Source organism: Pseudomonas mandelii (assembly GCF_900106065.1).
Taxonomy (GTDB): domain Bacteria; phylum Pseudomonadota; class Gammaproteobacteria; order Pseudomonadales; family Pseudomonadaceae; genus Aquipseudomonas; species Aquipseudomonas mandelii.
On record NZ_LT629796.1, the window covers coordinates 33,658 to 55,134 of the forward strand.

Sequence of the window (21,477 nt, forward strand, 5' to 3'; positions counted from 1 at the left end):
GGAAGCGAGCGTGCTCGCTCCCACAGGGAAGGCGGAGCCTAGATATTTTTCTCGTCGATCCCAGCTTGTAACGATTGGCTGTCGTAATGACCGCCCAGGGTGACCGGACCGAGTTTGATGCTGTGCTCACCCGGGGTTGTAACGACCGGTTTACCGGCTTCACCTTCTGCCTTTTCAGGCAAATCCAGACCGGCGTTGATCCCGTAATCACGGTTGCTCACGGTGGCAGTGGTGACTTTGGAACCACCGAGCCCCACGCGGCCGTCAGTCGATGCAATCCGTGCACCGCTCAGTTGCGTGGCGCCGCCCACCTTTAGACTTACACCCTGGCTGCCACTGATACCGGAAGCCTGGCCGACGCTGTCCTTATGCGCGTAACCGCCATCTAGTTTCAGTGTCGGCTTGTAGTCAGTCCCGCCCGGTTTGGTGTTCTCGGCCACTTTGTCCTTGTCGGCTGGTGCAACCTTCTTGCCTGTCAGGCCGAGGTCAACATCAACCTTGGCGCTAGTCTGGCTGTCCTGGCGACTTTCCACGCTCAGGTCACCGCCGACCTTGCCGCTGACGGTCGTCGCATCAATCCGCGCACCCGCCAGACGAGTATCACCCACGCTGTTCAACACCACGTTGTCAGCCTTGATCTGGCTGTTCTGCTGGATCGTGCCTTGCAGGTAATCCACGCCGACCTTGGCCCCGGCATTGAAGCCGTGATCACTTGTGGCGACGTGCTTTTCATCCGCGACGACCGGTGTGCTGTTGCTCAGGTTGCCGCCGGCATTCAGTGCCACATTCCAGTTTGTGCGGTTCTGTGTGGACTCGGCCGACGCCTGGAGGATGCCGCCGCTCTGCGCATCGAGGCTGACGCTCGGGGCGCTGACCTGGGTGCCTTGCAGGTGGATCGCGTCACCACCGAGGGCGATGTTGCCCTGGCTGTTGAGCTGTCCACCGGTCAAAGTCCGTGTCGTTTCGTTGACCCGACCGATGTTGAAATTGCCGCTCACGTTGCCGCCCTGGTCAGCACTTATCTCCGTGCTGGTTTTGCTGCCGCCCACCTTGAGGCCGCCGCCGAGGTTGCTGCCGGTCGCGGTGTGGGTGTCGGTTGCCGCTTGCAGATCGAGTTGGCCGCCAGCCTTCAGGTCAATGCCGCCCCGCGTGTCGACCTTCGTCCCTTGCAGGATCTGATCGCCACCGCTGCTCAACAGCACCGGACCTTTACCCTGAATACTCGACACCTGCGCCTGGCTGTCCCGGGTTTGTTTGCCGGTGTGATCGAGCTGGAAACCCGCACCCAGATCGACATTGGTGCCGTTGGTGCCCGGTGCAGTGCCGACGTTCAACGAGCCGTTGCCGCGTAGGCTGGAGGTGTCGTTGCTCTGGCGGTCAGTGGCCTGATTCAGCGCCAGGTCACCGCCGGTCTTGATCGAGACACCGCCCTGCCCGCCATCGAAATGGCTGCCTTCGAACTGGCCATCGCCACGCAGATTGATGGTCACCCCTTTGCTGCCGGCATAGCTGCCGACGACAGCAGTGGACGTGTCCTTGCGCGTCTGGCTGCTGCCACCCGCACCGCTGCCGGCGACGTTCACGTCCTCACCGGTCTTGGTGTAGACCCGCACATCAGCCTTGGCGTCCAGCGCCTGATCGGTCCTGCGGTGGGTGTTATTCGCGGCGGTCGCCACCAAGGTATCGGCGTTGATGTTGACCTTGCCCGTGCTCGCTTGGTACTGAGTGCCCTGGTCCTGCAACGTCCCGGCCACGTTCATCTCCACGGTGCCGCCCTTGAACTGGCTGACCACGGCGGTGCTGGTTTGCTCGGTATGGCTGGCGTTCTGATGACCGATCGCAACGCCGATGCCGACGTTGGGTTGACCGAGGTTGGCCAGCGCATCCTTGTCCGGCACCTTGCCGGCCAGCACATCCTTGACCGCTCCGGCGATCGGCCGGGCGATGTCCTTGTACTCGACGTTGGCGCCGATGTCCGCTGACCAGTTGCTGTCTTTGTGGGTGCTGCTGTCGGTGTTGTGCGCAGCGCGATTGTCTACCTCGACGGCAGCGACATTCAGGCCTTTGCCGGCATCCAGACGCGCGCCTTCGGTGGTCAGTTTGCCGGTGTTGATGTTCAGGTTGCCGCTGCTCTGCACGCTGCTGGTTTGCGCGGTGGTTGTGCCAGTGGTGTCTTGCGAGGAGGTGTGCGCGAAATCGATGCCACTGCCGGCGCGGTCGAGGCCGCCGGTGTAGTAGAAGCCGCCGCTGGTGCCGGTTTTATCCGTCGAGGTGCTGTGGCTGTTCTGCTCGGCCAGCAGCGAGACGTTCTTGCCGGTCAGCGTCGCGTCGCCGTGTGTGGCGTTGACCTCGGAGCCTTTGAGCGTCAGGTCGCCGCCCGCCGCCAGTTGCACAGTGCCGCCGCTGAGGCTTGAGCCCTGCTGCTTGATGTCGTTGCCGGTCACGGTTTTCTGCTTGCCTTCGTAATGCACACCGGCACGATACTGCCCGGCGTCCGGACTGTTTTCCCTGGCGTAGGCATCGAAGCCACGCGTCTCGGTGGTTGTGCTGCTGTCGCGAGTGTCTTGCGCGGAATGCACCTTCACATCCCCCGCCGCGTCAGCACTCAGGTTGCCGCCAGCCTTGACCGTGGAACCGGCCACCTCAATGTCCTTGGCGCTCTTGAGCCCAAGGTTGCTGTCCGAGGTCAGCTCGCTGCGCACCGTGCTGCTGTCCTTGGCGTTCTGCCGGGTTTCGTCCTTGGTGATGCCGAAGAACTTGCTGTCCTTGTCGTGGCTGTTGGTGTGAGAAGTGTCCTGTACGCCATCGATCACCAGCGAACCCTTGTCGCTGATGACGCTCGATTCGGTACCGCCGCGCACCTGGCTGCCGCTGATCCGCACGTCGTCCGCCTTGACGATCAACTTGCCGGCCGCGTTGATTTTGCTGCCCTGGTTCTGGGTCTTGCCCTGATCGGCGTCGCCGGTCTTGCCAAAGAAACCGCCGCCCACCAGATCGCCCGAGTAACGGTTGTCGCTGGTGCGCTGAGTGCGGCTCGCACTGGTGATTTCCACCTGTTTGCCCGCGAGGTGGATGTCAGCGGCGCTGCTCAACTCAGCCCCTTCGGAACGCAATAACGCGGCGGTCTGCAGGGCGATGTTGCCGCCCTCCAAGTGGCTGGTGATGCTGCGCTGCTCTTCGCTGCTGGTGTTCCAATCGGCTTTCCACAAGTGTTTGCGGTGGTTGCCCTGATCGGTCTGGGTGTGGCTTTCGGTGGCGGCGCTCAGGCGTAGATCGCCGCCGCTTTGCACGGTCAGATTGTTCGCCGCTTTGACCTTGGCCGCTTTCAGTTCAGTGTCACCAGCGGACGACAATTGCGCGTCGCGGCTGGCGAGAATCTGGCTGCCGTGCTGGCGTGAATCGCTGTCGGTCTGCGTGCGGTCGTAGGTTTCCCAGGTGATGCCGATGGTGCTGTTGTTCCAGTTTTCGCGCGTCTCCTGGAGACGGCGGCTTTCGACGGTGCTCAAGGTCAAGTTGCGTCCGGCGTCGAGTTTGACGTCACGGCCACTGACGTCGGCGGCGGCCAGGGTCAGGTCCTTGCCACTGTGCAAGCGGACGTCACCCTGGCTGCTGCGAACGCCTGCCCGGATTACCTCAAGGCTGTCGGGGACGGCTTGGCCGCTGATGCTCAAATCCCCTGCAGAGTGAATCTGCACGCCCTCGCGACCCGCGACCTGCACCGGCCCGACCCGCACGCCGGCGCCTTCAGCGGTGCTGACGATGTTGATGCGCCCCGCTTGCATGGCGCCAAACAGGCTGGCGTCGATGCGGTGGTCGGTGGTGTTGCCGGCCGGGTCCACGGTTTTCACCTGGCCCGAGGCGTAATCCACCTGATTGCGGCCGACGGTGAGGTTCAGCTGATCCCGAGCGTTGAGGCTGCCCTGGCTGTCGATGCGCGGGGCGATCAGGTTGATCGAGCCCTCATGGTTTTGCAGGCCCGCGCCCTGAATCTGCAACGTCCCGGAGGCCTCACGGGTGCTCAGGGCTTGCAGCTTGCCGTCGTTCAATTCGGGACGGCCGACCACCAGATTGGCGTTCGGTGTGTTGATGAAACTGCCGCCGTTCACCGAGATGCCGTTGGGGTTGGCCAACACATAATCGGCGGCGCGGCCGAAGATTTCCTGGGCACCGTTGATGGCCGAGGCGTTGCGGCTGACCACTTCGTTGAGGATCACGCTCGCGGCCTGGCCCTGGAGCTGCGGGTTGGCGGCCAGTTGCCCGGCGAGTTGGGATTGCCCGGCCTGCAAGGCGTTGTTCAACACCAGGCCCTGGCGATCAACGTTGTAATCGAGGAACTGGTTATGCGACAGGCCCGAGCCGTTGGGTGCAACGATATTGACGATCGGCACTCCGCCCTGGGTTTGCAGTTGTGCGGTGCCGCCGGGGCCCGGTGCGACCACCACGCCACCCGCGAGGGCGTTTGGCAGATGGGCAATCAGGAACAGGCTGGCAATCGCCCAGCGCAGTTTTCCCCGAGGGGAAAGATGGAACGCAAATGTTTGTTCAGGCATAGGAACCTCTCAATAAAAGTGCGGCATCACGTTGCGCGTTGGGATGATTGCCGAGGCTGTCGCGCACAGGTCCGACGGCTGAATGTGTGTCGGGTGAGTCGGTGGTCATATCTGCAACCCCATGCGCATCAGCCAGGTCTCTGGCTCATGCCTTAAACCGCTGGGGGTGTTGAGGCTGCGTTGGTAATCGACGTCCACTTGCAGGTTTTTCCAGCTCAGGTTCACCCCGGCGCTGGCCCCGCTCAGGCGTTGCCCCTGGGTGCCGTGGTCGGCCTTGATCCAGCCGTTGTCCAGCCCCAGGCGCGGGGTGACTTGCACCGGCCAATCGCTGCGCAACGGCAGGCGCAAGGTGTTGCGCCAGATCGCGCCGCTGGCACCGGACGCACTGTTGACCCGGTAACCGCGCACGGCGGAATCATCGGTGCCGAGCAGTTGTTCGATGGCCGGCAGCGGATCGGGGCTGTACTGAATGTTCAACTGGCTTTGCCACTGCCATGTCTGCTGACCAAACTGGCCGTTTCGCCATTGGCTGAGACCGGCGCGGTACTTGCGAAACTGCGCCTTGGGCAGGTCGTTGACCTGGCGCTGGGCATCGTCATCGGCACCGAACCAGCGCAGGCCCTGGGCGTAATTGACGTCCAGGTTCCACACGGCGCTGTTGAGCCAGAACAGGTTCAAACCGGCTTCGACCACGGTCAGGGTCGGGCTCTGGATACCGAGGCGAATGTTCTCCAGATAACTGTCGACGTCCTTGTGGGCCAGTTGCAGGTTGGCGCTGAACTGATGGCTCTGATCGCGCCACAACACCCGGTCGGCGCGCACGCTGAGCTGGTCGGTGATGCCGCTGCTGTGGAATTTCAGGGTGCTGAGCTTGAACGGCGCGCGGTATTCGGCATGGCTGGCGAATACGCTGTAGGTCCAGTAACCGTAGGGAATGGCGTAGTAAACGCTGGCGTTGCGGCTGTAGCGATCACCGCGATTGAGGGTGTCACTGGCACTCACGTTGAGGGCGTCATTGAGCTCCAGCGGACTGTCGAGGCTCAGGCTCAGGGTGTCGCGATCACGCCCGGTGCTGGCGCTGCCGAGGTTGTCGACGCCCAGGCCCAACGCCCAGCGAGACTCTCCGCTGCTGCGCGAACGCAGGATGATCCGCGAGGCGCCGGGCTGCAAGCCGGGGGCTATGTCGGCCGTCAGGTCAAGCGAACGCAAGCGGTTCAACTGATCCAGGCCTTGCTCAAGATCGCGCAGGTACAGCGGCTTGCCGAGCATTCCAGGGAAGGCGCCACCAAGGGACACCGGCAGGCGCTGGTCGGCCAGTTCGATGGACTCGACGTAACCTTCATCGACCACGATATCCAGCGATTGCCCGGCGACCGGAGCGCTGCGCAGGTACGGCCGACTGGCGATGTACCCCGCGTCCACATACAGGCCGGTGATGGTCGCCAGCAGATGGTTGATCTGGCCGACGCCCATGCACGACGACAGTTGCGGCTTAATCCGCTCGTCGAGGGTCTTGCTGCTGATCAGGGTGACGCCACCGACACGCGTGCCACTTAGGGGCCAGCAGCGTTCATCGGCGGGCACACTGGCGGGGACGGCCGGCGCGACCGGCGCAGGACCAAAGCTGCCGCGCTCCAGTTGCCGGCGACGCTGCTCCAGTTGCAGCTGTTGCAGATCGCGCTGTTGCTGTTGTTGCTGGCGCAACACTTCCTGGCCTGGGGCGGAGGGCTCTGCCGCCTGGAGTGCAGAAGCACTCAGGCTCAACAACGAAGCCAACAACAGCGTGCAAGGCGAGCAACAACGGCGAGGCACAACGCGAAACGAATACGGCACTCAACATCCCTGTCATCATCAAATGGCTTAATGCCACCCCATCAATGCGAGTGATAGTCAGATCGTTCCTACGCAAATGCAAGACGCGTCCTACAACGCTTACATTTCTTAAACAATTGGTTTCCTTGTCGTTCCTGTTCGTTCCCGCTGTCATCGCCCTGACGACTGGCAACAGAAATCATTTGCCACAAAATATTACCTACGTCATATTACATGCGTAATAAAGACCCGCTTCCCATAGGTATTTACTCAATGACCAGCATGCCCAGCCTCGAACCCGACGTCGCTGTCCCGGTGAGCACACCCAAGTCTCCTCTGCTCAAACGGTTGATCTTGCTGACGGCGGCCATCGCTGCCCTGGTGTTTGCCGGGCTGTACGCGACGCATTGGTGGACCACCGGGCGTTTCATTGAAGAAACCGACGATGCCTATATTGGCGGCGACGTGACAGTGATCGGCCCGAAAGTCGCGGGGTACATCGAAGAAGTGCTGGTCACCGACAATCAGAAGGTCAAGGCCGGCGACGTGCTGATCCGCCTCGACGCCCGTGACTACCGCGCCGACCTGGCCAGGGCCGACGGCGCGGTGGCCGCCGAAGAAGCGTTGCTGGCCAACCTCGACGCCACCGAACAACTGCAACACGCGGTGATCGGCCAGGCCCGCGCCGGCATCGATGCCGCCGGCGCCGAAACCGCTCGCTCACGGGACGACAATGCGCGCTACAAAAAACTGGTTGGCAGTAATGCGGTCTCGGTGGAAAGCGCCCAACGCGCCGACGCGACGTTCAAAACGGCTCAGGCCCTCAGTTCGAGGGCCCAGGCCGAACTGCTGGCGGCGCAGCGGCAGCTCAACGTGATCGCAACGCAAAAGCAGCAGGCCCGTGCCGCGCTGATGCAGGCCCACGCCGAACGTGATCTGGCGCAACTGAACGTGGGTTACACCGAACTGAAGGCCCCAGTGGACGGCGTAATCGGCAATCGTCGGGCGCGGGTCGGCGCTTATGCCCAGGCCGGTTCGCAACTGCTGTCGGTGGTACCGTCGAGTGGCCTGTGGGTCGATGCCAACTTCAAGGAAGATCAACTGGCGCGCATGAATCCGGGGCAGCGGGTGGTTATTCATGCCGACGTGCTTTCCGGGCAGGAATTTCATGGTCATCTGGACAGCCTCGCGCCGGCCAGTGGCTCACAGTTCAGCGTGCTGCCGCCGGAAAACGCCACCGGCAACTTCACTAAAATCGTTCAGCGGGTGCCAGTGCGCATCGTGCTTGATCCGGCCGATGGCGTGCTCGGCCACCTGCGTCCGGGCCTGTCGGTCACCGCCGAAGTGGACACTCGCAAGGAACCTGCAACCCCGGCCGTGGCCCGCGCGCCATGAGCCGCGCCCTCGCCGCCCCCGCGCAACCGTTCAATGCCGCGAACATGGCGACGGCGACCAAGGTTTTCGCCTTTGCCTCCATGTGTATCGGCATGTTCATCGCGCTGCTGGATATCCAGATCGTCTCCGCTTCGCTGCGTGACATCGGCGGCGGACTCTCGGCCGGCACCGATGAAACGGCGTGGGTGCAAACCAGTTACCTGATTGCCGAAATCATCGTGATCCCGCTGTCGGGCTGGCTGTCGCGGGTGTTCTCGACGCGCTGGCTGTTTTGCGCTTCTGCGGTGGGATTCACCTTGGCCAGCCTGCTCTGCGGCGCGGCCTGGAACATCCAGAGCATGATCGCCTTCCGTGCCCTGCAAGGCTTTCTCGGTGGTTCGATGATCCCCCTGGTATTCACCACCGCGTTCTTTTTCTTCACCGGCAAACAACGGGTGATCGCGGCCGCGACCATCGGCGCAGTGGCTTCGCTGGCACCGACCCTGGGGCCGGTGATTGGTGGCTGGATCACCGACATTTCATCCTGGCACTGGCTGTTCTACATCAATCTGGTGCCGGGGATTTTCGTCGCGGTGGCAGTGCCGATGCTGGTGAAAATCGACCAGCCGGAACTGTCGCTGCTCAAGGGCGCCGACTACTTGAGCATGGTGTTCATGGCGCTGTTTCTCGGTTGCCTGGAATACACCCTCGAAGAAGGTCCGCGCTGGAACTGGTTCAGCGACAGCACAATTTTGACCACGGCATGGATCAGTGGCCTGGCCGGCCTGGCTTTCATCGGGCGAACCTTGCATGTGGCGAACCCGATCGTCGATTTGCGCGCCTTGAAGGACCGCAACTTCGCCCTCGGTTGTTTCTTCTCGTTCGTCACCGGGATCGGTCTGTTTGCCACCATTTACCTGACGCCGCTGTTCCTCGGCCGGGTGCGCGGCTACGGTGCGCTGGACATTGGTCTGGCAGTTTTCTCCACCGGAGTGTTCCAGATCATGGCGATTCCGCTGTACGCCTTTCTGGCCAATCGCATCGACCTGCGCTGGATCATGATGAGCGGCCTTGGTCTGTTCGCGCTGTCGATGTGGGATTTCAGCCCGATCACCCATGACTGGGGGGCCAAAGAACTGATGCTGCCGCAAGCCTTGCGCGGAATCGCCCAGCAATTGGCCGTGCCGCCAGCGGTGACATTGACCCTCGGCGGACTGGCGCCGGCACGGCTCAAACATGCCTCGGGGCTGTTCAACCTGATGCGGAACCTGGGGGGCGCCATCGGCATTGCCGCGTGTGCGACCATCCTCAACGACCGCACCAACCTGCACTTCACCCGGTTGGCGGAAAACCTCAACAGCACCAACGAAGCGCTGAACCAATGGCTGTCCCAGGTCGGCAATAACTTCGCCGCCCTCGGCCAGAGCGGCGACGCCGGCGTCACCGCCAGCCTGCATCAACTCTGGCTGCTGACCTACCGCGAAGCCCAGACCCAGACCTACGGCGACGCCTTTCTGATGATTATGGTGTGCTTCATCATTGCCACGGCGATGGTGCCCTTGATGCGCAAGGTGCAGCCACCGGCCGCGCCGTCAGCAGACGCTCATTGATCAGGCTTGAGGCATTTTGCGGAAACCCACCGCCAGGCGATTCCAGGCGTTGATGGTGGTAATGGCCACGGTCAGGTCGACCAATTCCTTCGGGCTGAACTCGGACGCCGCCAGTTCGTAGTCCTCATCCGGCGCGTGAGTCTGGCTCAGCAGCGTCAGGGACTCGGTCCACGCCAGCGCCGCACGTTCACGCGGGGTGAAGAACGGCGTTTCACGCCAGGCCGACAATGTGTACAGACGGCGCTCGTCTTCACCGCCCTTGCGCGCATCGGCGCTGTGCATGTCCAGGCAGAAGGCGCAGCCGTTGATTTGCGAGGTGCGCAGCTTGACCAGTTCGATCAGGGTCTTTTCCAGCGGCAGCTTCGAAACCGCGCCTTCCAGCGCGATCATGGCTTTGAGTGCGTCAGGGGACGCGGTGTAGAAATCGAGGCGAGGTTTCATGGTGGACTCCAATACCAAATGGGGGTGGAGCCAAGTTAATCCCCCACACCCCTCTCACAAATAACCAATATCACCAAAGTCAAGGAGACCATTGGATGTGCCGATGATGGATTGGCGAGCTGAAACGCGGTTTGCCTGCTCACGAACCGCGCAGTGCTCATCCCCGAAGATCCCTACGCCCGACTGCGCAACCAGCGCAAAAACCCTTTCTTCTCCACCACCTTCGGCACTTCCTGGGTCAGGGCCTGCGCCTTGTGCAAGCGGAAATCCAGCAACGCCGTCATCGCTTCGCTGATGTCATGACGCGCATCCAGGCACGGTTTGAGGTAGTCCTTCTCGATGCGATACAAGCTGCAGGCGGTCTTGGCGCTGAACTCCGCCGGCAGCGCGGTATCGGACAAAATCCCGCCCTCGCCGATCACCTCGCCCGGGCCCATGCGCCCGGATTCGAACTTGACCCCGCCCCGGCTCAACTGCACCGAGACCACACCCGATTCGATGATGAACAGGTGATCGCTGACCTCACCCGCCGGCAGGATCATGTCACCGGCGCGGAAGGTTTGCAGGGTCATGTTCTGGCTGAAGGTGTCTTTCTCTTCCTGACGCAGGGTCGAGAAAATGTTCGAACTGTCCAGCAACGCCCGTGGCCGTGACAGGACGGCAGGCGCGTTGGACTCGACGCTCGACAACAGGCTGACACCAGACGCCTGCAAGTGCCGGTACGCCAGGTCGAACAGCAGATTGCGCACCATGCGTTTCTGATCCATGGAGACCACGAAGCCACTGATTTCGTACTCCACGCCACTGGCGCTCGAGCCTTTCAACGCCACACTTGGTGCCGGTTTGCTCAGCAGATAACGGCAACCCTGCATCGCCCGCTCCAACGCGTCGAGCACCGTTTGCGGGCGCGCGTGCGGGCTCAGTTGCAGGCTGATCGAGACGCCGAACATATCGCTCGGCCGGCTGAAATTGATGATCTTGGCCTTGGCCGCCAGCGAGTTGGGAATCACCACCATGCTGCCCTGGGACGTTTGCAGGCGCGTGGCGCGCCAATCGATGTCGGTGACCCGGCCTTCGGTGCCGTCGATGGAGATCCAGTCATCCAGTTGATAGGGTTTGGTGGTGTTGAGGACGATCCCGGAGAACACGTCGCTGAGGGTGCTTTGCAAGGCCAGGCCGACGATGATCGCCAACGCACCGGAGGTCGCGAGCACGCCTTTGACCGGCAGTTCGAGCACATAGGCCAGGGCGGCGATGACGGCGATCAGAAAGATCACCGCACCGAGCAGATCCTGCAGCAACCGCCCCGTGTGCCCGACCCGTTGCATCATCACTGCACCGATCAACACCGTCAGGGTGCGCGCGCCGAACAGCCACCAGCCGATCTGCAACCCCGTGGCCGCCAGGTGCAGCGGTACGTTATCGGCCCAGGGTGCCGGCTCCAGCGGGTTCATGCCTTCGTTGAACAACAAGACGCTGAACAGCGCAAAAATCACCAGCCGCACGACCAGTTTCCAGTTGCTGCCGTTGGCACTGATCAAGCGCCACAAGCCGAGATCAATCAGGATCAGGACCAGCGCGCTGATCAAGGGGTGATTGGTAAGCAGTGACAGCATCAAACAACTCCAGCCATGTACGGATGGGCACAGTGTAGGAGTAAATGCGGATCTGATAACACCTCAAAAAACTGTGGAAGCGAGCCTGCTCGCGATGGCGGTCAGACAGTCACTGAGTCGGTGGCTGTCCTACCGCATTCGCGAGCAGGCTCGCTCCCACAGGGATGAGTGTTGGCACAGCCCAGCGTCAAGACAATGAGCTCAATCGCTCATCTGGCCGAAACGGCCCGACTGGAAGTCAGCAAAGGCCTGATGAATCTCTTGCTCGCTGTTCATCACGAACGGGCCGTGACCGACAATCGGTTCGTCGATCGGCTCGCCGCTGAGCAGCAACACCACGGCGTCATCATTGGCTTCCAGGCTGAGCTGATGGCCATCGCGTTCGAACAACGCCAACTGCCCTTCGCGCATAAGTTCCAGGCCGTTGACCTCAACCGTGCCGCGCAACACCACCAGCGCGGTGTTACGGCCTTCATGCAGGTCGAGGGTCAACAACTTGCCGCCGTTGAGGCGCAGGTCCCAGACGTCGATCGGCGTGAACGTGCGCGCCGGACCGGTGTGCCCCTCAAACTCGCCCGCGATCAAGCGCAAGCTGCCAGCCTTGTCCTTGAGCGGGAGGTTCGGGATGTCGCCATCGAGAATCGTCTGATAACCGGCATCGGCCATTTTGTCCCTGGCCGGCAGGTTGACCCACAGCTGCACCATTTCCAGGGTGCCGCCGGTCCTGGCGAACTCTTCGGAGTGAAATTCCTCGTGGAGAATCCCCGACGCCGCGGTCATCCATTGCACATCGCCGGGGCCAATCCTGCCGCCGCTGCCGGTGGAGTCGCGGTGCTCCACTTCGCCCTTGTAAACGATGGTCACGGTTTCGAAACCGCGGTGCGGATGCTGACCCACGCCACGACGCTCGGTGGTCGGGGTGAATTCGGCGGGGCCAGCATGATCGAGCAGCAAAAACGGGCTGATGTGTTTGGCCAGGTTGTCATAGGAAAACAGTGTGCGAACCGGGAAACCGTCGCCGACCCAGTGGGTGCGCGGGCTGGTGTAAATACCGATGATGTTTTTCATCCTGCCTCCAAATTCGTTGTTTGACGCAATGGACTCAGCTTAAGACCGAACGCTTCAATCCACTAGACGGCAAAAATCAGCCTGAGCGTTCTACCTGGAGAACGATGGCAAAGGTTTCGACAGGGCCGGTAATCGGCGAGGAGTTGCGCCTGGGCGATAGCGTGTGACGACTCGACACGCGGGGCTGGCGGAGTTTTTATTTCGGACATAATATCGATCGGAATTACAACCATAATATCCGCTCTCGTTCGAGGAACTCATCATGCAAAGCCCCACCCGCGACGCCACCCTCGCCCAATGGATCGCCCAGGAACAGGCCATGCGCTCGCGTCTGGCCGGACCGGGCAGCCTGTCCATGGCTGAGGTCAGCGCGCTGTCACCCGCCGAGTTTTTCCAGGGTATCGGCGACGGCGCACTGCCTTCACCGCCCATCGGCGCCTTGATGGATTTCATCCCCATCGAATGGTCGGCCGGGCTGTTCATTTTCCAGGGCACGCCGGATTCGCGGCACTACAACCCGCTGGGCAGCGTGCATGGCGGCTACGCGGCGACCTTGCTGGATTCGTGCATGGGCTGTGCGATTCATACACAGCTCAAGAAGGGCCAGGGGTATACGACGCTGGACTTGCGCATCAGCTACGTCCGGGCGTTGACCGGCGCCAGCGGACCGGTCCGGGCCGAAGGGAAAATTGTGCATCTGGGCCGCTCCACCGCGCTGGCCGAGGGGCGGATTTATGATGTGGATGGGCGGTTGTATGCGACGGGGTCGACGACTTGCATGATTCTTGAGGCTCGGGGGTAAATTCCGAGACCGAGTTGTGGCCATCGCGAGCAGGCTCGCGCCTACAAACGCAACGCCGCCCTGTAGGAGCGAGGCTTGCCCGCGAAGACGGCAGACCAGACACCCTCAATCCTCCAGGCGGCCCCCCGATTCATGACTTGCGGTAAACATTGCTTTGCCCATCCAGCGGTTTTTCCCAGGGAGGCAGCCGGGGATACTCCTGTCCATTCCCACTGCAACCCTTGGAGTCATTGATGTCTATTCCCGCATTCGGTCTTGGTACCTTTCGTTTGCAAGGCCAAGTGGTCATCGATTCGGTGAGCACCGGCCTCGCGCTGGGTTACCGAGTGATCGACACCGCGCAAATCTACGAAAACGAAGCCGAGGTCGGCGAGGCCATCGCCGCCAGCGGTATCGCCCGTGAAGAATTGTTCATCACCAGTAAAATCTGGATCGCCAATTTCGCCAAAGACCGGTTGATCGACAGCCTCAAAGAAAGCCTGCGCAAACTGCAGACCGATTACCTGGACCTGACGCTGATCCACTGGCCGTCCCCGGACGATCAAGTGCCGGTCGAAGAGTTCATGGGCGCCTTGCTCGAAGCCAAGCGACTGGGCCTGACCCGGCAGATCGGCGTCTCCAACTTCACCGTCGAGCTGATGCAAAAAGCGATTGCAGCGGTCGGTGCCGAGAACATCGCGACCAACCAGATCGAGCTGCACCCGTACCTGCAGAACCGCAAGGTCGTTGAGTTTGCCCGGCGCCAGGGCATCCAGATCACGTCCTACATGACCCTGGCCTACGGCGAAGTGTTGAAAGACCCGGTCATCCAGCAAATCGCCGCTCGTCTTCAGGCTACCCCGGCCCAAGTCACGCTGGCCTGGGCCATGCAGTCGGGGTACGCGGTTATCCCCTCTTCCACCAAACGCGCCAACCTGCAAAGCAATCTGAAAGCCTGTGACCTGCAGTTGAGCGAAGCCGACATGGCGTTGATCGCCAGCCTGGATCGCGGCCATCGATTAACCAGCCCCAAAGGTATCGCGCCGCACTGGGATTAAGTGTCAGCCTGTCTCAAGGCTCTGATCGAGACTTCGCATGGCGTTCTGCAATTGATCGACGGCTTCGTCGATCGATGTCGCACGACCTTCGGCGCAGGCACGTTCCAGCGCCTTGCACCTTTCGATCAACCGTTGGGCACGGACCATGCGCGCACCGCCCTTGATACGGTGCGCCAGGTCTCGCAGACCCGGGAGATTGTTGTCGGCGTGTGCTTGAAGCAGATGTTCGCGGTCGTTGCGATTGGTTATTGCCAGTTCACGCAGCAATTGATTGATCAACGTCCGGTCTTCTCCGACGTATTGCTCCAGCTCGCTCAAATCGATCTCGGATGATGGGGGTTGTTCGTTCGTCGTCTCTGCAAACCGGTCGGCCAACCAACTACTCAGATCCGCCAGCCGAATCGGCTTGAACAGACAATCGTCCATGCCCGCTTCCAGGCACCGGACCTTTTCCTCAGGCTGCGCATTGGCGGTAAAACCCAGGATCAGCGTCGGCAGCAGGCCATACGCGCGCTCTTCATCGCGTATCTCACCGGTCAATTCATAACCGCTGAGCTTCGGCATATTGCAGTCAGTGATGACCACATCAAACTCGTGTGTACGCCACAGTTCCAGCCCTCGCTCGCCCTCTTCGGCCTCCATCACGCGATGCCCCAGGTAGCTCAGCTGGCTTGAGAGCAACAGGCGATTGGCCGGGTAATCGTCAACCACCAGAATGGTCAGTGGCCGCGTGGGTATCGGTGATCCGCTGTCGACTGATGCACAGGGTGGTAACGGCTTCAACGCCATCAGCGAAAGGCTGATGTCGACTTGCGAGCCTTGGCCAAGGACGCTGCGCAGCACCAGCCGCCCCCCCATCATTTCGCACAACGCCTGACTGATCACCAACCCCAGCCCGGACCCCATGCTCGCGGATTGCTGGCTGTTTCCGGCCTGAACGAACGGACTGAACAAGCGTTTCTGGTCAGCTGCGCTGATGCCGATGCCGGTGTCTTCAATGCGCACATTGACCCCCAGATGCCCTGACAATCCGGACACCACACTTAACGTCAAACTCACCTCACCCTCACGGGTGAACTTGATCGCGTTGCTCAACAGGTTGGACAGCACCTGCTTGAAGCGCGTGGGGTCGATCAGCACCTCACGGTCGCTGCGCGGGTCCAGATCGACGCGCCACGCCAAGTGCCTTTCCCGGGCAAGTCCTTCAAAGACCCGGCAGATCGACGCCACCAGATCACGCAGATTGGCACGTTCGGGCGTCAGCGATAAACGCCCTGACTCAATGCGCGCGATATCCAGAATGTCGCCGATCAACGCCAGCAACTGCTGAGCAGCCGTAGCGGCGACCTCAAGGGATCGGCGATCGGCAACGCCCTCTTCTGCCCGCTTCCAGGCCATTTCCAAAAACCCGATCAGGGCACTCATCGGTGTGCGGATTTCATGGCTCATGGTTGCCAAAAAAGTGGTTTTGGCACGGTTGGCATCGTCCGCAACGTCCTTGGCCTGCTGCAACTGCTGCAGCCACTGCTGGCGTTGGCGAATTTGCCGACGCTGCCAGGCGATCCATCCCAAGGCCAGCAACAACAACGCCCCGGCCGCCGCAAACCCCTGCAAAATAGCTCGCCGATGGCGCAGCCAATAACTGTCATCGACCACCGCATCACTGCTCCAGCGGGCGACCAGATCGTCCATTTCCTCGGGCGAAATGCTCAGCAAGGCCTTGTTCAAAATCGAGTTCAACACCGATTCATCACGGCCGGTTGCCATCGAGATGCGCGCCGGTTCATCGCCCACGGTACTGCTGATGCGTAAACGTCCCTGGTAATACCGGGCAATCAGGTAACGGGTCATGAACAATGAACTGAGCGCGGCATCGGCCTGTCCCTTCGCCACCGACTCCAGACCTTCGGCCGGGTTTTGTACGTCCACCATCTGCACCTGCGGTGACCGTGCCTGAATGAACGCGCGCATGGGGTGACGGGGATAAATCGCCAGGCGCTTACCGGCCAGATCGCCCAGCGTCTGTGGACTACCGGAGGTGGTCGCACTGACCAGCGTGTAGGGATTGACTGCATAGGACCGGGTAAAGTGCAGCCCGGATACGCCTTCGGTCGTGGGAATGATGGCGGGCAAGATGTCAATCTCGCCGGCCTTGAGTCGCTGGATCTGCTGGTCCAGGGATTGGCCTCGCAACACGTTGAAATTCAAACCGCTACGCTGGCTGATGAGCGTCAGCATTTGCGCCGCCAACCCGCTGAATCGGCCCTCGGGATCGTAGAACGTCAAGGGCGCAAAATTCTCCACAACCCCCACATTGACCGTCGGATGCTGATCCAGCCAGCGCTGTTCACTCTCACTCAGATCCACGCGTTGCTGTCCCGCCACTTTCGCCCTGCCGGCGCTCCAGCGCTGCTCGATGATCGAGCGCTGCTCCATGGGGATCGCCACCAGCGCCTTGTCGATGAGGTCCTTCAGCGCCAGGTTGTCCCGAGCCAGCGCGAAGCCGAACGGGTTAGCGTCGAGGCTGGCCGGCCCCATCAGTTGAATGTCATTGAGGTAGTTATTGTTGATCAGGTAGTTGGCGCTGAAGATGTCTACGAGGGATACGTCAACCTGCCCATACGCCACCGCCCCGAGCGCATCGAGCGTCGAAGGATAACGTTGCAGGCTGGCCTGGGGATAGAACGATTCAACGGTCTGCGCCGGCAGGTAATCATCGGCCATGGCAATGCGCTTACCCGCCAGATCCACGGGCATGTGCTCGTCCAGTCGGGTGACCAGCATCGGCTGGTCTTCAGCATAAGCGCTGGACAGGATCAGCTCGGGGTCGGCCAGTTCAAAGTTGTTCGAAGTGCCCAGCAGATCCAGTTCGCCGAATCTAAGCGCCTCCATGGCCGCTTCTCGGGTGACATAACGCAGCACTTCGATCTGTACGTTCAGCAGTTGCGCAACGAGTATGGCGTAATCGGCGGTGATGCCTTCCAGCTCGTCGTGATTGCGCGTCACTTCGAACGGCGGGTAGTCCGGTCCGCTCACCCCGAGGCGCAACACACGCTTGTTGCGCAGCCATTGCCGGTCTTGTTCATCCAGATCGACCGCGTAGCCCTCCACCGTGGAACGCCCCAGCAACTGCAAGCGCTCAGGCTCGCCGGCGATAGCCGATACCGCCGGCACGAGACACAACATGAGGCGCAGCAGCCATACACGCACGGTCAGGCGCACTCAGATCAGGTTATTGCGTATGGCGAAGTCCCGCAGATGCACTGCCGCCACAACCCCCAGTTTTATGACCAAGCGCGTTTTGTAGGTGCTGACGGTTTTGTGGCTCAGGTTCATGGCTTCGGCGATCGCTTTGTTGGAAAAGCCTCGGGCAAGGTATTGCAAGATGGTCAACTCGCGGTTGGACAGTGTATCGATCAACTTTTTTTCGCTGTGTTGCAGCGGGTTCATCGGTCTGGACAGCAATTGCGAAAAGTAGGTGTAGCCCGCCATCAACGCGTGCACAGCCTTTTGCAATTGCTCCAGGCTGTTGTTTTTTGAGACATACGCCAACGCGCCGCCGCGCATGCATCGCTCCTGGAAAAACAGTGGATCGAGCGAGGTGAACACCAGCACTACGCATTTCCAGTCGCAGGCCTTGATTCGCTCCAGCAGGTCCAGGCCGTTGCCGCCGGGCATCACCAGATCCAGGATCAGCAGATCCACTTGTTGCTCACGGAGTGTGGTCAACGCTTCCCCAACGCTGGCCGCCTCATGAATCTGCTTGAAGCCTTCCCGCCCAAGTACAAGTTTCACTGCGGCGCGAACCACCGGATGATCGTCCACAATCATCGCTCTCTTCATGGCAACTCCCTGTGCAAAAACTCAACGAATGCCCGTCGGATAACGCCGGGGCAGACGCAACGGCTGCGCCAGGACTGTTGCATGGGAGAAAGGCAGAATCTACCTGTCAGAAATGACAGTACCGACGAACGGTATGCGGCAATCACCCGGCGTACCGCTGATTACGCTCCTGCGACGATGGATCAATGATCGCCAGCAACGTCTGAATACAGCGCAGATCAGGCAGCGCCGCGTGACTCACCTGAACCCTGGGTTGCGGGTTGGCCGGGATTGTCGGCAACTGTGCCCGTTGGCCGTCGAAAATCAGTGCGTGGCGAACCTGCCGGTTATCGAGAAAATAGCTGAGCAAATCCAGTTCGCCTGCCGCCAGCGCGGCATTGACGACCACCAGGTCGAACGGCTCGCAACCGTACTCGACCAGGGTCAGCATTGAAGCAAGGTCCTGCACCGGCGCCACGCGGTAATAATCGAGCTGATTGAACAGCCGCTCGATCAGCATCCGGTGAAAGTGTTGCTCGTCGGCGATCAAGATGCGCAAGGCTTTATTCGGCATCGTAGCCTCATGTGTGAATAGCTGATTTTTGAAGCGGCGAGGCTACGGGAGGCGCACAGATGTTTCTGTAGGACTTTTCCTAAAAGACCGCAGTTTCCGGCCATTACTGCCATCCAAACCGCCGAATGTAGAAACCCTTCACCGCCTGAGTCAGCCCCATGTACGCCAGCAGAATCAGCGGCAGGAACACGAAATACAGCGACGGCAACGCCTGAAGTTTGAAGTAGTGCGCCAACGGCCCCATCGGCAGGAATATCCCCACGGCCATGATGACCCCGGTCATGACCATCAACGGCATGGCTGCGCGGCTTTGCAGGAACGGGATTTTCGGCGTGCGGATCATGTGCACGATCAAGGTCTGGGTCAGCAGCCCGACCACGAACCAGCCGGACTGGAAGAGCGTTTGATGGACCGGGGTATTGCCGTCGAACACGTACCAGGCCCAGAGCTGGCCGCGATCGGGATTTCCGCTGCTCGCTTATCGGCGAGACAACGGCAACAGGCTGCGCGTTATCTTGCCGGGAAGGTGCCGGTTATCGAAACCGGCCGACTACTGTCACTCGAACAAGTCCCCACTGAGGGTCTCCGCTATTGATGAAAACGCGCGAAGCTTACGCCCCGATTTCTGGAGAGTAAACGAAGGAACGGCGGCGGGTGGGGGAATTGCGGGGTTCTTCAGGAAGGGTTCAGCTTTCAATATTTGTGGTGTTCTTCAGGGCCCATCGCGAGCAGGCTCGCTCCCGCATCAGGCCTGCAAACACAGGTCCATTGTGGGAGCGAGCCTGCTCGCGATGACGGGTCAACAGACACAGAAAATTTAGCTGGCAGTGGCCAACAACAAATCCACCACCGACCGGCTATGCCCACGGTGCTTGCCATGGTCATACAACGACCCGGCAATCTCATCCGCGCGTATCGGCAGGATCGACAACAGCGTGTCGCTCAAACCGTGGCTCGCCTGGCAGAAGCCCTGCATATAGATGCCGGCCTTGCAGCGCTCGTCGGTGATCAGCTTGTAGTTGCGATCCACCTCGAAATCACCCAGGTATTGCTCCAGCGGCGCCAGCAGTTTGCGGTGCATCTGGCGCTCGTAACCGGTGGCCAATACCACGGCATCGTAGAGACGAACCGAGACTTCACCGGTGGCATTGTTGCGCACCGCCAGCTCGATGCCGCGCTCGGTGGCGGTGGCTTTTTCGATGGTGGTCAGCGTACGGAAGGTGTGGCGCGCGATACCCGAGACTTTCTGGCGATAGAAGATGCCGTAGATGCGTTCGATCAGGTCAATGTCCACCACCGAATAGTTGGTGTTGTGGTACTCGTTGACCAGTCGCTCACGCTCGCTGCTCGCCTGCTGGAACACCAGGTCGGTGAACTCCGGGGAGAACACTTCGTTGACGAACGGGCTGTCATCCGCCGGCTTCAGCGCCGAGCCACGCAGGATCATGTCGACCTGCACCGACGGGAAGCTGTCGTTCAAATCGATGAAGGCTTCCGCCGCGCTCTGGCCGCCGCCGATGATTGCGATGCTCATCGGCTGATTGTTCACGCAAGGCTGTTTGGCCATCTGCGCCAGGTACTGCGAGTGGTGGAACACGCGGCCGTCATCCTTGAGCGCCTTGAACGCTTCGGGAATGCGCGGCGTACCGCCGGCACTGACCACCACCGAACGGGTGGTGCGCACGTGTTGCTGCCCTTGGGTATCGCGAGAGATCACCCGCAGCGCCTCGACCTGCTGGTTGTACAGCACCGGCTCGATGGTCAGCACTTCTTCGCCATAGCGGCTCTGGGCTTCAAACTGGCCGGCGACCCAGCGCAGGTAGTCGTTGTACTCCATGCGGCACGGGTAGAAGGTGCCGAGGTTGATGAAGTCCACCAGACGTCCGTGATGCTTAAGGTAGTTAACGAACGAATACGGGCTGGTCGGGTTGCGCAGGGTCACCAGGTCCTTGAGGAAGGAGATCTGCAACTCGCTCTGGGTCACCAGGGTGTTGCCGTGCCAGCGATAGTCCGCCTGCTTGTCGAGAAACAGAACATCCAGCTCGCCCTGGCTTGGCCCGCGCTCTTGCAGAGCGATGGCCAGCGCCAGGTTCGAAGGGCCGAAACCGACGCCGATCAGGTCGTGAACGATGGGCGATGCAATTGCCTGTGTCATTTCCAGTGTCCTCTGGATGAACCCCTCAACAAGGGGAATAAGCCTAAGTGACCTGATGCAGGACAGCAGGTCGTCTGTTGAGTAGGAACGAGGACAATGAAAAAAAATTTAGAGAGAAGGGATCAATGGGCGTCCCACTGTCGCATCCGCACGCGGCAATGCTTCATGGCATTGACGATGTGCTTCTCCACCAGCGCGCGCGAGATACCGAGGTGCTCTGCAATTTCCGGGTGCGACAGGCCGTCGATCTTGCGCAGCAGAAAACTTTCGCGACACAGCCGCGGCAATTCCGCCAGGGCACGCTGGAGCATTTCCAGGCGCTGGCCATGATCGAGGCAGTTGTGCGGGGACGGGGTGAAGTAGCGCTCTTCGTTGTCGAGCACGTCCAGCGATTCAACCTGGCGCAAGGCGTTGCGGCGATGATCGTCGATCACCAGGTTCAGCGCGGTGCGATAAAGGAAGGCCCGGGGCTGCTCGATCGGTGTGTCACTGGAACGCTCCAGCACCCGCAGATAAGCGTCATGCACCACATCTTCGGCCACCTGACGGTTGCCTAGCCTGGCGTTCAGGAAACACACCAGCTCGCGATAGTAGTTTTCCAACATGACTCCCGGCC

General features: G+C 60.9%; 14 protein-coding genes and 1 pseudogene. 4 read left to right on the plus strand and 11 right to left on the minus strand.

Annotation, left to right across the window (positions count from 1 at the left end; translation table 11 throughout):
* Window positions 1-38: 38 nt before the first annotated feature.
* Together BLU63_RS00165 and BLU63_RS00170 are read right to left on the minus strand one after the other, a co-directional pair.
* A complete protein-coding gene (locus tag BLU63_RS00165; protein ID WP_083374637.1) occupies window positions 39-4,550 on the minus strand; it encodes a hemagglutinin repeat-containing protein in 4,512 nt (1,503 codons plus the stop codon).
* A gap of 105 nt (window positions 4,551-4,655) precedes the next feature.
* Window positions 4,656-6,383: a ShlB/FhaC/HecB family hemolysin secretion/activation protein gene (locus BLU63_RS00170; RefSeq protein ID WP_083374638.1), complete on the minus strand. Its 1,728-nt coding sequence runs from the start codon at window positions 6,381-6,383 to the stop codon at window positions 4,656-4,658.
* A 252-nt stretch (window positions 6,384-6,635) separates the two neighbouring features.
* Between BLU63_RS00170 and BLU63_RS00175 the strand changes: the two genes are divergently transcribed.
* Entirely contained in the window at window positions 6,636-7,757 is a 1,122-nt protein-coding gene (locus tag BLU63_RS00175; protein ID WP_083374639.1) for an HlyD family secretion protein, read from the plus strand.
* Window positions 7,754-9,346: a DHA2 family efflux MFS transporter permease subunit gene (locus BLU63_RS00180; protein ID WP_083374640.1), complete on the plus strand. Its 1,593-nt coding sequence runs from the start codon at window positions 7,754-7,756 to the stop codon at window positions 9,344-9,346. The genes BLU63_RS00175 and BLU63_RS00180 overlap by 4 nt, the downstream gene beginning before the upstream one ends.
* Here the strand turns inward: BLU63_RS00180 and BLU63_RS00185 are convergent, their stop codons facing one another.
* The 3 genes from BLU63_RS00185 to BLU63_RS00195 form a co-directional block, all read right to left on the minus strand.
* Entirely contained in the window at window positions 9,347-9,787 is a 441-nt protein-coding gene (locus tag BLU63_RS00185) for a carboxymuconolactone decarboxylase family protein (protein ID WP_077748887.1), read from the minus strand. It abuts the gene before it with no gap.
* 173 nt (window positions 9,788-9,960) lie between these two features.
* Window positions 9,961-11,403: a mechanosensitive ion channel domain-containing protein gene (locus BLU63_RS00190; RefSeq protein ID WP_010458478.1), complete on the minus strand. Its 1,443-nt coding sequence runs from the start codon at window positions 11,401-11,403 to the stop codon at window positions 9,961-9,963.
* 201 nt (window positions 11,404-11,604) lie between these two features.
* Window positions 11,605-12,471, minus strand: a complete 867-nt coding sequence (locus BLU63_RS00195) for a pirin family protein (RefSeq protein ID WP_083374641.1) — start codon at window positions 12,469-12,471, stop codon at window positions 11,605-11,607.
* Window positions 12,472-12,733: 262 nt separating this feature from the next.
* On the opposite strand from BLU63_RS00195, the gene BLU63_RS00200 reads away from it, so the two are divergent.
* Entirely contained in the window at window positions 12,734-13,273 is a 540-nt protein-coding gene (locus BLU63_RS00200; RefSeq protein WP_077748889.1) for a PaaI family thioesterase, read from the plus strand.
* 233 nt (window positions 13,274-13,506) lie between these two features.
* Window positions 13,507-14,310: a 2,5-didehydrogluconate reductase DkgB gene (gene dkgB / locus BLU63_RS00205; RefSeq protein ID WP_083374642.1), complete on the plus strand. Its 804-nt coding sequence runs from the start codon at window positions 13,507-13,509 to the stop codon at window positions 14,308-14,310.
* Window positions 14,311-14,313: 3 nt separating this feature from the next.
* Here the strand turns inward: dkgB and BLU63_RS00210 are convergent, their stop codons facing one another.
* The 6 genes and pseudogenes from BLU63_RS00210 to BLU63_RS00240 form a co-directional block, all read right to left on the minus strand.
* Window positions 14,314-17,496: a response regulator gene (locus tag BLU63_RS00210; RefSeq protein WP_083377233.1), complete on the minus strand. Its 3,183-nt coding sequence runs from the start codon at window positions 17,494-17,496 to the stop codon at window positions 14,314-14,316.
* A 36-nt stretch (window positions 17,497-17,532) separates the two neighbouring features.
* Window positions 17,533-18,153 carry a response regulator transcription factor gene (locus BLU63_RS00215; protein WP_042932214.1) on the minus strand — a complete coding sequence of 207 codons (621 nt, stop codon included), beginning with the start codon at window positions 18,151-18,153 and terminating at the stop codon, window positions 17,533-17,535.
* Window positions 18,154-18,295: 142 nt separating this feature from the next.
* Complete coding sequence (locus BLU63_RS00220; RefSeq protein WP_083374643.1) at window positions 18,296-18,706, minus strand: chemotaxis protein CheY; 411 nt, start codon at window positions 18,704-18,706, stop codon at window positions 18,296-18,298.
* A 103-nt stretch (window positions 18,707-18,809) separates the two neighbouring features.
* Window positions 18,810-19,145: pseudogene (locus BLU63_RS00225) on the minus strand (cation transporting ATPase C-terminal domain-containing protein); the annotation flags it as partial.
* A gap of 378 nt (window positions 19,146-19,523) precedes the next feature.
* Window positions 19,524-20,861: a lysine N(6)-hydroxylase/L-ornithine N(5)-oxygenase family protein gene (locus BLU63_RS00235; protein WP_083374644.1), complete on the minus strand. Its 1,338-nt coding sequence runs from the start codon at window positions 20,859-20,861 to the stop codon at window positions 19,524-19,526.
* A gap of 122 nt (window positions 20,862-20,983) precedes the next feature.
* Window positions 20,984-21,466 carry a sigma-70 family RNA polymerase sigma factor gene (locus BLU63_RS00240; RefSeq protein ID WP_042932216.1) on the minus strand — a complete coding sequence of 161 codons (483 nt, stop codon included), beginning with the start codon at window positions 21,464-21,466 and terminating at the stop codon, window positions 20,984-20,986.
* Window positions 21,467-21,477 lie beyond the last annotated feature (11 nt).